A 13,998-nucleotide genomic window follows, 5' to 3' on the forward strand; every position below is an offset into this window, starting at 1 on the left:
GTCGCAGACGGTTCAGGCCATCCGAGGTCCGGACGGATTTCCCTTCCCGAGTGCAGGCTGGCTACATCTGGCTGAATGCGGCCTCGGCAGGATCTGCGCCGGCCCGGGCGCCGGACTCCAGCGCCGTGATTTCCGCCAGCTCGGCAGGGTCGAGTTGGAGGGCCACGGCACCGAGGTTTTCCCGCATGCGGGTTGAGTCGGCCGATTTCGGGATGACGATAGTGCCCTGGCTGAGGTGCCAGGACAGCACGATCTGGGCCGGGGTGGCACCGTACGTGTGGGCCAGGGACTTCACCGCGGCGGCATTCAGGTCAGCGCCCTGACCCAGCGGGCTGTACGCCTCCACGGCAATGCCCAGCGCCCGGCTCTTGGCGGCCAGCTCCTGCTGCTGGAAGGTGGGGTGGATTTCGATCTGGTTCACGGCCGGGACAACGTCCGACGCCGACAGGAGGGTGTCCAGGTGGTCGGCCAGGAAGTTGGAGACCCCGATGGCACGGCTCCGGCCGCTGGCGTGGATTTCCTCCAGCGCCTTCCACGCCTCGGTGAACATCCCCTGGGACGGCACCGGCCAGTGGATCAGGTAGAGGTCCACATAGTCCACCGCGAGCGCCTTGCAGCTGTTCTCAAACGCTTCCCGGGCCTGGGCCTGCTCACCGTTACGGAGCTTGGTGGTGATGAAGATTTCCTCGCGCGGAATACCGGACGCGGCGATCGCCGCACCCACGCCGGCCTCGTTCCGGTACGCTGCGGCGGTGTCAATGTGTCGGTAGCCGGCCGCCAGGGCATCCTCGACAATGCGCTGGGTTTCCGCGGGCGGAACCTGGAACACGCCGAAGCCCAGCTGCGGGATGCGCAGGCCGTTGTTGAACGTCACGGTAGGAATGGTGGTTTCGTGTGCGTGGGTCATCATCACTTCTTCCGTTAGGGGATGGGCCTGCACACGATGCTACGCAGGCAGCGAAGTGAAGTCAGCGGATTTTCCACTCCCTGCGATTCCTAGGACTGGGAGTCCTACCTTCGGCGTAGAAAGCCAAGCGCCGGGCACGGCAGAATGGAGCGCATGGGTCAGAGCGCCGAGTTTGGAAAATTCCTGAAAGCCATGCGGTCACGGCTGACGCCGGAGAACGCGGGGCTCGCCTCGGGCTCTGCCGGCAGGCGGGTCCCCGGCCTGCGGCGCGAGGAGATCGCGCGGCTGGCTGACGTTAGCACCGACTACTACACCCGGCTGGAGCAGGGCCGCAACATCCACCCGTCCCGCGCCGTGCTGGATTCCGTGGCCCGGGCGCTGCGCCTGGACCCGAGCGAGCAGGCGCACATGATCGACCTCCTCGAGAACTGCGCGGACACCCAGCGTCCGCCGGCTTCGGCCCAGGGTGTGCGGCCCGCACTGCGCCAACTCCTGGACGCCGTCGGCAATGTTCCAGCCCTGGTGCTGGGCCGCCGCACCGACGTGTTGGCCGGAAACCCCCTGGCTTTCCTGTTACTCGCCGACTTCCCTGCCCTGCCGGCGGCGGAGCGGAACCTGACCCGGTGGATCATCCTTGATCCGCTCGCGCGCGAGCTTTTCCGGGACTGGCCCGCGGTCGCATCCGAGGCCGCCGGGTCCCTGCGTGTGGACGTCGGCCGGCATCCCAACGATGCCCAGGCCAACCAGCTCGTCGGCGAACTCGCGGTCCACAGCGAGCAATTCCGCCAGTGGTGGGCCGGGCACCGGGTGGCCAGGGGCTCCGCGGGAAGTGTCCGGCTCCACCACCCCGTCGTCGGGGACCTGGAACTGAATTTCGAAGACCTCTCCCTGCGCGACGACCCGGATCAGGTGCTTCGGCTCTATTCAGCAAAACCAGGATCGCCCTCCGCCGATTCGCTCGCGCTGCTCGGCAGCTTTGGCGCCGGGTCAGCAGCAACAGAGGAAAGTCCGCGATCACAGGAAACCCGGGATGCATCCGGCGCCGCCAACACCGGCTGACCCGCTTGCTGACGCTTGCTAGCCTGAAGCTGTGAAATACGAATCCCTGTGGATCGGCATGCTCCTCGGCGCGGCCCTTGGCTTTGCCATCGGAGTTGCCACCGCCGACAAGCCCTTTACCGGGCTGTTGATCGGCGTTGCCGTCGGGGCGCTGGTGGGCCTTGCTGCCCGAAAGGACCCCACCAAGAGGTAGCTGGAGGCCTCCGCGGCGAAAAAGCCCGATGGCTTTGAAACCGGTGGTTCCGCGCTGCCCGTCCGCTTGGCCAACTGGCAAAGTCGGAATACCCTACCTAGCGCGGTGGTTGTGGGGGGAAAGACTGCAGTGCCAACAGACGGACCCGCAGACCTCCGCAGACCCGAAGGACCCTTTATGAGCCCCCAGCTGACTGTCAAACTCCAGCCCGGAACCCCTGCCCCGGACTTCACCCTTCCGGACGCTGCGGGACAGCACGTCTCACTGGCCGACTACCGCGGCAAGAACGTCATTGTGTACTTCTACCCGCAGGCCGCCACGCCGGGCTGCACCACCGAGGCCTGCGACTTCCGTGACAACCTGGCGTCCCTGCAGGGTTCCGGCTATGAGGTGCTCGGCATCTCCCCCGACGCGCCCGAGGCGCTGGCGCACTTCACCGGCGACTTCGCGCTGACCTTCCCGCTGCTGGCCGACGAAGACCACGCCGTGGCGCTGGCCTACGGCGCTTGGGGCGAGAAGCTGGTCGGCGGCGAAGTCACCGACGGGATCGTCCGCTCCACGGTGGTCCTGGACCCCGAGGGCAAGGTCAAGCTGGCGCAGTACCAGGTCAAAGCGCAGGGCCACGTCGCTGCGCTGAGGGACGAGCTGGGCCTCTAAGCTCTCGCGTTGGCCGGGCGCACTGGGTAGGCTCAGTCCAAACAGCGCCGGACAGCGGCCCAACCGAAGGCGGACACCAAGTGGCAACTGGAACCAAGCTGGATCCGTGGGTCCTCAAGACAGCCCCGGGGACCTCCGAGTACACGATGTACCGCGACGAGGAATCTGATCCCCCTGCGCTCGTCTGCCAGGTCGGCTCCACCACACTGAAGTATCACCTCCGGGCCCTCGAAGACCTACCGCTGTGGCTGATGGAGAAAGTCGATTGGGTGCCATTGGGTGCCGCCGATGAGAACAAAGCGGCAGCCGATGGAACTGTCGAGGCCTGGGGGCGGCGCCCGGACAATCCGGTGGGCGGCTGGTACGGGCTGCGGAAGGGATACCGCGGCCGGTTTGGCATGTACTTGCCGCCCTTGCTGGAAGCGTTGGGCTTGGTGGAGCTCACACATAACAAGCGTAATAACTCCGTCCGAGCCATCATCGCCGACGCCTCGGGACCGGCTATTCCAGCCTAGGCGGGCCCGTCCGCGTTTCGGCAGCGCAGCCGGATCGGCGGTAGCAGTGGCTGCCGGGGCAGTAGGCTTAACGGCATGTCTACCCCCGAAGAATCCGGCACCGCAGGCGAACAGCACGTCCCCGAGCGCCGCAGCGTTACTGTCCGCCGGGCGCCCAAGTATGTGCCATTCCTGGTCCTGGGCGGACTTCTGGGCTTCGGCGTGGCCGCCTTCCTCGCCTACGGACTCCCGGGGGATGAAAGCTACGACGCCAGTGCGGTGTTTGGTTTCTTTATGATTCTCTGCGGCGCGGGCGGCATTATTGCCGGCGGCGTCGCGGCCCTCATCCTGGACCGCCTCAGCGTCCGCCGGGCCGAGCGCGCCGTCGTCGAATCCGTTCCGGACGCCGGGGATCCGCAGGGGCCCTGAACGGGCCGCAGGTCATAATCCGGACCCCGCAAACGTCCTCGCGCACAACGTGAGATAATCGACCGGTGGCACGCGGCGATGGAAAACTTTCTCATGACCTTCTCTCTGGCGAAAAGGGCCCCCAAGACGCATGTGGCGTCTTCGGGGTCTGGGCGCCCGGTGAAGAGGTTGCAAAACTCACCTATTACGGGCTGTATGCGCTACAGCACCGCGGTCAGGAGTCGGCTGGCATAGCCACCAGTGACGGCAACCGGATCAGCGTCTATAAGGACATGGGGCTTGTGTCCCAGGTCTTCGACGAGACCACCCTCAACACCCTGACCGGGCACCTGGCCGTCGGCCACTGCCGCTATTCCACGACCGGCGCGAGCCACTGGGCCAACGCGCAGCCCACCTTGGGCGCGACCGCGACCGGCACCGTGGCTCTGGCCCACAACGGCAACCTGACCAACACCGCCGAGCTCAAAGCCATGATCGCGGACCGCAACGCCGGCCAGCTCACCGGTGAAATGAAACAGGGGAACACCTCCGACACGGCCCTCGTCACTGCCTTGTTGGAGGGCGAAGAGGGTAAGTCGCTCGAACAGACCGCCATGGAGCTTCTGCCCAGGATCAAGGGCGGTTTCTGCTTTGTCTTTATGGATGAAGGCACGCTCTACGCGGCCCGCGACACCTATGGAATCCGCCCGCTGGTCCTCGGCCGGCTGGAGCGCGGCTGGGTGGTCGCTTCCGAGCAGTCGGCCCTCGCCACCGTCGGCGCCAGTTTCATCCGCGAAATCGAGCCCGGCGAGTTCATCGCTATTGACGAAGCCGGTGTCCGCTCCGAGCGCTTCGCCGAGGCGACGCCGGCCGGCTGCGTTTTCGAGTACGTCTACCTCGCCCGGCCGGACGCCTCAATTGCAGGCCGTTCCGTGTATGAGTCCCGCGTGGAAATGGGCCGTCAGCTGGCCCGCGAAAACACCCAGGAAGCGGACATCGTCATTCCGGTGCCGGAGTCCGGCACCCCCGCTGCCGTGGGCTACGCCGAGGAATCCGGCATCCCCTTCGCACACGGCTTCGTCAAGAACGCCTACGTGGGCCGGACCTTCATCCAACCCTCACAGACCCTCCGCCAGCTCGGCATCCGGCTCAAACTCAACGCCCTGGAATCCGTGATCCGCGGCAAGCGTGTGGTGGTGGTGGATGACTCGATCGTCCGCGGCAACACCCAACGCGCCATCGTCCGGATGCTCCGCGAAGCCGGTGCCGCGTCCGTCCACGTCAAGATCTCCTCCCCTCCGGTGCAGTGGCCGTGCTTCTACGGCATCGACTTCGCATCCCGGGCTGAGTTGATCGCCAACGGCGCCACCATCGAGGAGATCTGCCAGGCCATCGGCGCCGACTCGCTCGCCTACATCTCCGAAGACGGCATGATTGACGCCACCCGCCAGCCCCGCGAACGCCTGTGCACCGCTTGCTTCACTGGCAAGTACCCGATTGAACTTCCGGGGGCCGACAAGCTGGGCAAGAACCTGCTCGAACGCACCGACCTGGGGGGACTTCCGGCCGCCGGCGCCCCTGCCGGCCCGGCGCCTGCCACCACCGGCCCCACCGCGGTTGCCACCGACGCCGGGTCCGGATTTTCCCCGGACGAGGATCCGGCCGGGAAACCGGGGGCCACCGGCTGCGATCCGGGCCCCGACGCCGAATTCGAAGAACTGCTCACCGATGCCGATCGCATTGATCGTTCCATTGCTGCCGACAAGAAAGAGCCCGTATGACTTCCGCCTCCCCGGCCGCTGAGATGAACGCCGCCCAAAATGCTGTCGGCATCACCTACGCCTCCGCCGGCGTCGACGTCGAAGCGGGCGACCGCGCCGTCGAACTTATGAAGGGCGCCATCAAGGCGACCCATAACTCCTCGGTGATTGGCGGCGTCGGCGGCTTCGCCGGCCTGTACGACGTCTCGAAGCTGCTCAGCTACAAGCGCCCGCTGCTGGCCACCTCCACGGACGGTGTGGGCACCAAGGTTGCGATCGCGCAGGCCATGGACATCCACGACACCATCGGCTTCGACCTGGTTGGTATGGTCGTTGATGACATCGTGGTGGTGGGTGCCGAGCCGTTGTACATGACCGACTACATCGCCTGCGGCAAGGTGGTCCCGGAGCGGATTGCCGACATCGTCCGGGGCATCGCCGCCGCCTGCTCCGTTGCCGGCACCGCCCTGGTGGGCGGCGAAACCGCAGAGCACCCCGGGCTGCTGGGGGAGCACGAGTACGACGTCGCCGGTGCCGCCACAGGTGTTGTTGAAGCCGCCGACCTCCTGGGCCCGGACCGCGTCCGCGCCGGCGACGTCGTGATCGGCATGGCCTCCTCCGGGCTGCACTCGAACGGCTACTCCCTGGTGCGGCGCGTCATCAACCACGCCGGCTGGGCGCTGGACCGCCATGTCTCCGAATTCAGCCGTACCCTGGGCGAGGAACTTCTTGAACCGACCCGCGTCTACGCCGCCGACTGCCTGGACCTGGCCCGCACCTTCCCGGTGAACGGCTCGGCCGCCGGCGCAGCCGTGCACGGCTTCAGCCATGTCACCGGCGGCGGCCTTGCAGCCAATCTGGCCCGCGTGCTGCCGCAGGGGCTGCTGGCCACAGTGGACCGCTCCACCTGGCAGCTCCCGGCCATCTTCCGGCTGGTCGCCGAACTGGGCAACGTCCCGCTGGCCGACCTGGAGCGTACGCTGAACCTTGGTGTGGGAATGGTGGCGATCGTCTCACCGGAGGCGGCCGACGCCGCAGTGAACCGCCTCAACGAACGAGGCCTGCCGTCCTGGGTGATGGGCACCGTCGAGGAAAACTCGGACTCGGTCATCAAAACCGGCCCGGACTACGTACAGGGCGCCAAGGGCGTCGACGGCGGCGCCGTCCGGCTGGTCAACGCTTACGCATAAGCCGCTCCGGGTGCTCCCGCACCGCCGGGTAACCGGCGGTACGGGAGCACCCGTGCTTTTTAAACCTCCAGGACGCTGAAAACGCCGCCCTGCGGATCCGCGAGGGTGGCGATGGTGCCGGCTTCCTCGACCTCGTCCGGTTCGATCAGGACCGTGCCGCCGGCCGCGACGGCCGCCGCAACGGCTTCCGCGACGCTGGACACGCCGAAGTACACCTGCCACCCCGGCTTGAGCGTACCCACGGCGTCCGCCGGGACCCCGGCGACCCCGGCCACTTCCGCGCCGTTGACCATCAGTGTGGTGTATCTGCCGCCGTCGTCTTGCGGATACTCCGTCACGTCGTGCCCAAACAGCTGTTGGAAGAACCCGACGGCGGTCTGCGGCTCGGGCGTCAGCAGTTCGGCCCAGGCCAGGGAACCGGGCTCCCCGCTAAGGGCAGCGCCGATGTGGCTTCCGGCTTGCCAGGCACCGGTGGTGCCGCCTCCGGGCGGGGCGAAAAGGACCAACACTCCGGTGCCGCCCACCGGCTCCGGCCCAAACTCAAGGCGTCCGCCGGCGTCGACCAGCCCGGCAGCGAGGTCACCGGCGTCGGAAGACGCAAAGTGCACGTTCCACTGCCCCGGCACCCCGGCGCTCCGCTGCTGCGGATTCTGCGGCGCTAGCACTGCCACCAGGTCATCGCCCAGGAAGGCCTGGTGGCAGCTTCTCCCGTCCGGGGCCGGCAGATCGTTGTAGTGCCAGCCGAAGACCGCGGCGTAGAACGCCTTGGCAGACTCAACGTCGCTGCTCTGCAGGTCCGTCCGGCAGATCTCGCCGTCGGTGTACTCAGTATGGGTGGTCATAATATTCCTTCCGGAACAGAGTGCAGAAAACCCGCCGGTCGCTCCCGTACTGGGGGCGGCCGGCGGGCCTGAAATCGTGTGGTCGGCAATCCGCAATCGGAGGAGCATGCCGGAAGGAAGTTTCGACTAACCTATCCGACGGGAATCTACCTCGTCGTCGTCCTCTTCCACATCGTCCGCGTACTTATCCACGTAGGCCGAATAGTCCGGCTCCACTGGCTCAGCCGAGAATCGACTCGGTGCACGAACTTCAGAGCTCTTGAGCTCACGCTGAAGGGCCGTGTAGTCAGTGTTCGGGGAGTAGTACTTGATGTCCCGAGCCTGCTTGGTAGCTTTTGCCTTTTGACGGCCGCGCCCCATGGCGTGACCCCCTTTTTGTACTCGGACCGGAGGTGGTCACCATTGGCGTTAGTGAGGCCCCGGAATGTTTGGTCAATTTGTCGTACACCTAGATTACATGCTTTCAGCGGTAACTGCTCCCCGCGGCAACAGCCGTGGACAGTGTGGCGTGCGCCGCCACCCCTATCGGTCACCCGGCGGCATGCAGCCGGGCCAACATCTTAGATAGAGTTCCGTTGTGGGCTCCCGGAAACGGTCCCCTCCGCCGGACGTCCGGCCCCGGCAAAAACGCACGAAAGTGGTGAATTCTCAGTGACCGAAGAGAACGAAAGGCCCGGGGACGCCGGCACACCCGGGGTTCGCCCGGCCGGTGGATCCGGCGAGCGGCCGGTCCCCCCGAGGCCCTCGTCGCCGCCTACCTCCGGCACACCGGTCGTGCCGCCAGCGGCGCCGCTCCCGCCCCCCGTCCGCCCGTCCGTTCCGCCGGTCAACCGGCCCGACGCCGGGGAAGCCGGCGCGGGCGCGCCTCGAGGTGCCGGGGAAGCCGGCGCGGGTGCGCCTCGAGGGGCCGGGGAAGCCGGCGCGGGTGCGCCTCGAGGGGCCGGGGAAGCCGGCGCGGGTGCGCCTCGAGGGGCCGGGGAAGCCGCGGGAACAGCCGGCACAACCCTCGCAGGGGCAGGGAAGGCCGCCGCGAAGAACGCCAGGCGGCTTGGCGGGTGGGTTCGCCGGCAGCGTCCCGCCAGGATCGGCGCAGCCGCGGCCGCAGTCGTCCTTGCGGGCGCGCTGATCTGGTGGCTGACGTCGTTGGGCGGCGGCACCCAGCAGCCCGCTGCGGATGCCTCGCCCGCTGCCAGCGCCCCGTCGGCGCCGGCAAGCCGTGGGCCGCTCCCGCTGGAGGGTGTAGGCCCGTTGGATTTCCAGCTTGGAGACTGCTTCAAGGATTTCGACCCGGAAGCTCAGACGTCAACGGTCGTCGAGTGCAGCTCCGGCCACTCCGCCCAGCTGGTCGCCGTCGCGCGCTACGCTGACGCGGACTCCTACCCGGGACGGGACGCGCTCAAGCAAAAGGCCCTGGATACCTGCAAAACCGCATCGCTGGCGCCGAAGGAGTCCGACTATCTGCTCGGTTACAGGCTCGCGTACCCGAGCTCCACTAGCTGGGACAAAGGCGACCGTCGTGTGGACTGCTACGTGGCCATAGAGTCCGGGAACACCATCATGGAATCGCTGATTCCCTAGCGGCACCCCGGTCCGCCGGGATTTTTTGGCCGTAAGCACCAACTGCCAGCCGGAGAAAGGTCCGGCTGGCAGTTGGTGCTTACGGCCGCGCTAGAGGCGTCGGGGCGCTATTCTTTCCGGCGGACGGAGAGACCGTGGCCGGTGGCGGCGCCGCCGTCGGGCCGGTCCGACGCTTCGGCACCGCCCGTGGTGAGCTGGGTCAGGTCCGGGGCGGTATCCACCAGAACGGTGTCACCGTCCGTGATCTCGCCGGCCAGGATGGCTTTGGCGAGCCGGTCGCCGATTTCGCGCTGCACCAGGCGGCGAAGGGGGCGGGCACCATAGGCCGGGTCGAAGCCGGTGACGGCGAGCCAGGCCCTGGCGCCTTCGGTCACTTCCAGGTTGAGGCGGCGGCCCTTGAGCCGTTCGCCGAGTTCCTTGACCTGCAGTTCCACGATCCGGGACAGCTCCTCGACGCTGAGCGGATCGAACAGCACCACCTCGTCGAGCCGGTTCAGGAACTCGGGCTTGAAGGAGGCGTGCACGGTGGCCATCACGGCCTCGCGCTTGGCGTTCGCGTCCAGGGTGGGGTCCACCAGGAACTGGCTGCCCAGGTTGGAGGTCAGCACCAGGATCACGTTCCGGAAGTCCACGGTGCGCCCCTGGCCGTCGGTGAGGCGGCCGTCGTCGAGCACCTGCAGCAGGATGTCGAACACTTCCGGGTGGGCCTTCTCCACCTCATCGAGCAGGAGCACCGAGTAGGGCCGGCGGCGGACGGCCTCGGTCAGCTGTCCGCCCTCCTCGTAGCCAACGTAGCCGGGAGGCGCTCCGACGAGGCGCGCGACGGAATGCTTCTCCGAGTATTCGGACATGTCGATCCGCACCATGGCGCGTTCGTCGTCGAAGAGGAAGTCGGCCAGGGCTTTTGCCAGCTCGGTCTTGCCGACGCCGGTGGGGCCCAGGAACAGGAAGGAACCGGTGGGCCTGTTCGGGTCGCTGATCCCCGCGCGGGCGCGGCGGACGGCGTCGGAGACCGCGGTGACGGCCTTGGCCTGGCCAATCAGCCGCTCGCCCAGGACGTGCTCCATGTCCAGCAGTTTCTGGCTCTCGCCCTGCAACATACGTCCGGCCGGGATGCCCGTCCAAGCGGAGATGACCTCGGCGATGTCATCGGCGGTCACCTCTTCGGCAACCATAAGGTCATGCTTGGCACCACCGCCGGCCACCCGGGCCGACTCGGCCTCGGCAGCTTCGTTGAGTTCACGCTCCAGGGCGGGAAGTTCACCATAAAGGATCCGGGAAGCGGCTTCGAGGTCGCCTTCGCGCTGGTACTTTTCGGCCGCGGAGCGCAGTTCGTCAATCCTGGCCTTAAGATCGCCGACCCGGTTCAGGCCCGCCTTCTCCGCCTCCCAGCGGGCGTTGAGCCCGGCGAGCATTTCCTTTTTGTCAGCCATGTCCGCCCGGATGGCGGCAAGCCGCTCCACGGACGCGGGATCAGTCTCCTTGGCCAGGGCCAACTCCTCCATGGTCAGGCGGTCCACCGACCGTCGCAGCTGGTCGATCTCCTCCGGGGCGGAATCGATTTCCATCCGCAGCCGGGACGCGGCCTCGTCCACGAGGTCGATCGCCTTGTCCGGCAGCTGCCGCCCGGAGATGTAGCGGTTGGAGAGCGTGGCAGCAGCGACGAGGGCGGAGTCGGCGATGGCGACCTTGTGGTGGGCTTCGTAGCGTTCCTTGAGTCCGCGCAGGATGCCGATGGTGTCCTCCACACTGGGCTCCCCGACGAAGACCTGCTGGAAGCGGCGTTCCAGCGCGGGGTCCTTTTCGATGTTTTCGCGGTACTCGTCCAGCGTGGTCGCGCCGATCAGCCGGAGCTCACCCCGCGCGAGCATGGGCTTGAGCATGTTCCCGGCGTCCATGGAGCTATCCCCGGAGGCGCCGGCGCCCACCACGGTGTGGATCTCGTCAATGAACGTGACGATCTGGCCGTCGGATCCCTTGATCTCCTCCAGGACCGCTTTGAGCCGTTCCTCGAATTCGCCGCGGTACTTGGCGCCGGCCACCATCGAGGCGAGGTCCAGGGCGATCAGGGTCTTGCCGCGCAGGCTTTCGGGGACGTCGCCGGCGACGATCCGCTGGGCGAGGCCTTCGACGACGGCGGTCTTGCCGACGCCGGGCTCGCCGATGATGACCGGGTTGTTTTTGGTCCGGCGGCTCAGCACCTGGATGATGCGCCGGATCTCTGCGTCGCGGCCAATGACAGGGTCCAGCTTGCCGGAGCGGGCAATCGCCGTAAGGTCGGTACCGTACTTCTCCAGCGCCTGGAAGGTGTTTTCGGGGTCGGCGCTGTCCACCTTCCGGTCGCCGCGGACACCCGGCAATGCGGCGAGCAGGGCCTCGTGCGAGGCGCCGGCGTCGCGCATCAGCTTGCCGACGGCGTCACTTCCGGAGGCGAGCCCCAGCAGGAGGTGTTCGGTGGAGACAAAGGAGTCGCCCAGCCGCTCGGCCTCGTTCTGGGCGTTCTTGATTGCCTGCAGCGCGGTGCGGGACAACTGCGGCTGCTGCACCGAACCGCCGGAGGTGGACGGCAGCGCTTTGATGGCGGAGCTGGCCTGGACACTGACCGAATCCGGGTCCGTGCCCGTTGCGCGCAGGAGTGCAACAGCGACGCCCTCGCGCTGGTCCATCAGCGCCTTCAGCAGGTGGGCGGGTTCGAGCTGGGGATTGCCCGCCGTCGAGGCGTTCATGGCGGCTGCCGCAAGAGCCTCCTGGCTCTTGGTGGTGAATTTCGCGTCCAAAGAGAGCTCCTTCCGGGAAAAATGCTGATATTAAAGTTGAGTCTACTCCGCTCAACTTTGTGCGCAGTCCCTTTGGCTCCATGTTTGCCGACGGCGAAACTGCTGTCTAGGGCCAGAGTCCCCCCGGAGCGGCGCACCCCCTTGGGACATGCCCTTTCCAGCGCCGCACCAATGGACATGTTCCCAATATGCCCCCCCTCCGGGCCCGGGGCTGGACATGCCCCCCGGGGATCGGACGCGGAGATCGGGCATGTCCACTGGCGCACGGGTACGGGCCTGACCCAGGTCGCGGAGTAAAGTTCATTCCGCAACCCAAGTGTGGACATGTCCCACGGAATGGGCACGCGGGAGTGGACATGTCCCACCTACCGCCGCACCCATGGACATAATGCAACATGCCCACAGGCTGGCCAGAGGAGTGGACATGTCCCCCAACGGGTCTAGCTCACCTCAATGATGCGCGCGGGCGCGGCGCTTGCCGCGGCCCTGTTCGCGCCGCCGCCGGACCGGCGTCGTGGTCCGGCAGCGCGAACAGGACGCCCCCGCAGCGGGATCTAGGCGAGCCGCGCTTCCTTGACCAGCTCGGCGCAACGCTCCCCGATCATCATGGTGGTGATGTTGGGGTTCACCGTGGTCAGTTCCGGCATCACCGAGGCATCGGCCACCCGCAGGCCGGTGACGCCTTTGACCCGAAGCTCCGGATCCAGCGGCGAGAGGACATCGTCCACGGCACCCATCCGGACCGTGCCCGCCGGGTGGTAGACGGTGTTGTGTGTTTTGCGGATGTAATCGGTGATCTCCGCGTCGCTCTGGATCGCTTCGCCAGGGTAGAGCTCCCGGCCGGCCCACTCCGCCATTTCCGGGAGCGCCACAATCTCGCGGGCCTTGCGGATTCCGGCTACCATCACCCGCATGTCGTGCGGGTCGGTGAAGTAACGCGGATCCACCCTCGGCTTGTCCCGGTAGTCGCTGCTGCGCAGCTTAACGGTGCCGCGGGACCGTGCATGGGTGACGTTAGGTGTCAGGCAAAAGCCGTTTTCCGTCGTCGGGAATCCCTGGCGCAGGGTGTGCATGTCGAACGGTACGGAGCCGTAGTGGAACATCAGGTCCGGGCGGTCCAGCCCTTCCTCCGTGGCGGCGAAGATCCCGATTTCCCACCACTGGGTGGACGTCTCCGGCATGGGCTGCTTGGCTTCCCACTGGATGACACCTTCCGGGTGGTCCTGCAGGTGCTCGCCGACGCCGGGGGAATCCACGCGGACCTCGATGCCGAATTCTTCCAACTGCGCGGCCGGCCCGATCCCGGAGAGCATCAGGAGCTTCGGGGAGTCAATCGCCCCCGCGGAGAGGATCACTTCCGCGTGCGCCGTCAGCGTTTGGGTCTTGCCGAAACTGTTATCCACCACGTCGACGCCGGTGCACCGGTTATCGGCGTCGAAGTTCAATTTGCGGGCCCGGAGGTCGGTCAGCAGCGTGAAGTTTTTACGATCCATGATCGGGTGGATATACGACACCGACGACGATGCGCGGGTGCCGTCGGCTTGCCGGTTGATCTGGAAGAAGTTCGCCCCGTTGATGACTGTTTCGCCGGAGTTGAACCGCACCTGAGGAAGACCAGACTTTTCGCAGGCCGCCAGCAGTGCCTTGCCGCTGGGGTCCGAGGGCGGGACGTTCATCAGGTGCACCGGGCCGCTGTCGCCGTGGTGCTGACCTTCAGCTCCGGCATCCTCGTTGGTTTCGAGCTTTTTGTAGAGCCGGTACGCCATCTCGGCGTTCCAGCCGGCGGCGCCGAATTTCTGCTCCCACTCGTCAATGTCCTCCCGGGGCGCCCAGAATGCGATGCAGGAGTTGTGGCTGGAACAGCCGCCCATGACCTTGGCGCGGGCGTGGCGCATAAAGGAGTTGCCGTTTTCCTGCTCCTCGATGGGGTAGTCCCAGTCGTAGCCGGATTCCAGCAGTTCCATCCAACGGTCCAGCCGGAGGATCACGTCGTTGCCGCGGTCATCCGGCCCGGCTTCCACGAGGGCAACCTGCACCGCGGGGTCCTCGCTGAGGCGCGATGCCACGGCGGCCCCGGCGGAGCCGCCGCCGATCACAAGGTAGTCGAATTCGGTGTTGTTCAGATCCGTCATG

General features: G+C 66.8%; 13 protein-coding genes. 8 read left to right on the plus strand and 5 right to left on the minus strand.

What is annotated here, in order from left to right; all coding sequences use genetic code 11:
• Positions 1-61: 61 nt before the first annotated feature.
• A complete protein-coding gene (locus tag QMG72_RS12935; protein WP_283480720.1) occupies positions 62-910 on the minus strand; it encodes an aldo/keto reductase in 849 nt (282 codons plus the stop codon).
• 150 nt (positions 911-1,060) lie between these two features.
• Here QMG72_RS12935 and QMG72_RS12940 point away from each other — a divergent pair, with 150 nt between their 5' ends.
• From QMG72_RS12940 to purM, 7 genes are all read left to right on the plus strand, one after another.
• A complete protein-coding gene (locus tag QMG72_RS12940) occupies positions 1,061-1,966 on the plus strand; it encodes a helix-turn-helix transcriptional regulator (RefSeq protein WP_226775345.1) in 906 nt (301 codons plus the stop codon).
• Positions 1,967-1,997: 31 nt separating this feature from the next.
• Positions 1,998-2,159: a glycine zipper domain-containing protein gene (locus tag QMG72_RS12945; protein ID WP_226775344.1), complete on the plus strand. Its 162-nt coding sequence runs from the start codon at positions 1,998-2,000 to the stop codon at positions 2,157-2,159.
• Positions 2,160-2,336: 177 nt separating this feature from the next.
• Complete coding sequence (gene bcp / locus QMG72_RS12950) at positions 2,337-2,816, plus strand: thioredoxin-dependent thiol peroxidase (RefSeq protein WP_226775343.1); 480 nt, start codon at positions 2,337-2,339, stop codon at positions 2,814-2,816.
• Between the two features lie 80 nt (positions 2,817-2,896).
• Entirely contained in the window at positions 2,897-3,331 is a 435-nt protein-coding gene (locus tag QMG72_RS12955; protein ID WP_226775342.1) for a DUF6855 family protein, read from the plus strand.
• A 75-nt stretch (positions 3,332-3,406) separates the two neighbouring features.
• A complete protein-coding gene (locus QMG72_RS12960; RefSeq protein WP_226775341.1) occupies positions 3,407-3,739 on the plus strand; it encodes a hypothetical protein in 333 nt (110 codons plus the stop codon).
• A gap of 65 nt (positions 3,740-3,804) precedes the next feature.
• Positions 3,805-5,499 carry an amidophosphoribosyltransferase gene (gene purF / locus QMG72_RS12965; RefSeq protein WP_226775340.1) on the plus strand — a complete coding sequence of 565 codons (1,695 nt, stop codon included), beginning with the start codon at positions 3,805-3,807 and terminating at the stop codon, positions 5,497-5,499.
• The gene (purM, locus tag QMG72_RS12970; protein WP_253031903.1) at positions 5,496-6,668 is read left to right on the plus strand and encodes a phosphoribosylformylglycinamidine cyclo-ligase; all 1,173 of its coding nucleotides are present in this window, start codon (positions 5,496-5,498) and stop codon (positions 6,666-6,668) included. The genes purF and purM overlap by 4 nt, the downstream gene beginning before the upstream one ends.
• Positions 6,669-6,727: 59 nt before the next feature.
• Here the strand turns inward: purM and QMG72_RS12975 are convergent, their stop codons facing one another.
• Together QMG72_RS12975 and QMG72_RS12980 are read right to left on the minus strand one after the other, a co-directional pair.
• Positions 6,728-7,510 carry a VOC family protein gene (locus QMG72_RS12975; RefSeq protein ID WP_283480721.1) on the minus strand — a complete coding sequence of 261 codons (783 nt, stop codon included), beginning with the start codon at positions 7,508-7,510 and terminating at the stop codon, positions 6,728-6,730.
• A 126-nt stretch (positions 7,511-7,636) separates the two neighbouring features.
• Positions 7,637-7,870, minus strand: coding sequence for a DUF3073 domain-containing protein (locus QMG72_RS12980; RefSeq protein WP_226775337.1), 234 nt, complete (start codon positions 7,868-7,870; stop codon positions 7,637-7,639).
• A 291-nt stretch (positions 7,871-8,161) separates the two neighbouring features.
• Here QMG72_RS12980 and QMG72_RS12985 point away from each other — a divergent pair, with 291 nt between their 5' ends.
• Positions 8,162-9,088: a septum formation family protein gene (locus QMG72_RS12985; protein ID WP_283480724.1), complete on the plus strand. Its 927-nt coding sequence runs from the start codon at positions 8,162-8,164 to the stop codon at positions 9,086-9,088.
• Between the two features lie 107 nt (positions 9,089-9,195).
• Here the strand turns inward: QMG72_RS12985 and clpB are convergent, their stop codons facing one another.
• Both clpB and QMG72_RS12995 read right to left on the minus strand, forming a co-directional pair.
• On the minus strand, positions 9,196-11,865 hold the full coding sequence (gene clpB / locus QMG72_RS12990; protein ID WP_283480726.1) for an ATP-dependent chaperone ClpB: 2,670 nt from the start codon (positions 11,863-11,865) through the stop codon (positions 9,196-9,198).
• A gap of 554 nt (positions 11,866-12,419) precedes the next feature.
• Entirely contained in the window at positions 12,420-13,997 is a 1,578-nt protein-coding gene (locus tag QMG72_RS12995) for a GMC family oxidoreductase (protein ID WP_283480728.1), read from the minus strand.
• Between the last annotated feature and the right edge of the window lies 1 nt (position 13,998).

Source organism: Pseudarthrobacter sp. PH31-O2, from assembly GCF_030063265.1.
In the GTDB taxonomy this organism is placed as follows: Bacteria; Actinomycetota; Actinomycetes; order Actinomycetales; family Micrococcaceae; genus Arthrobacter.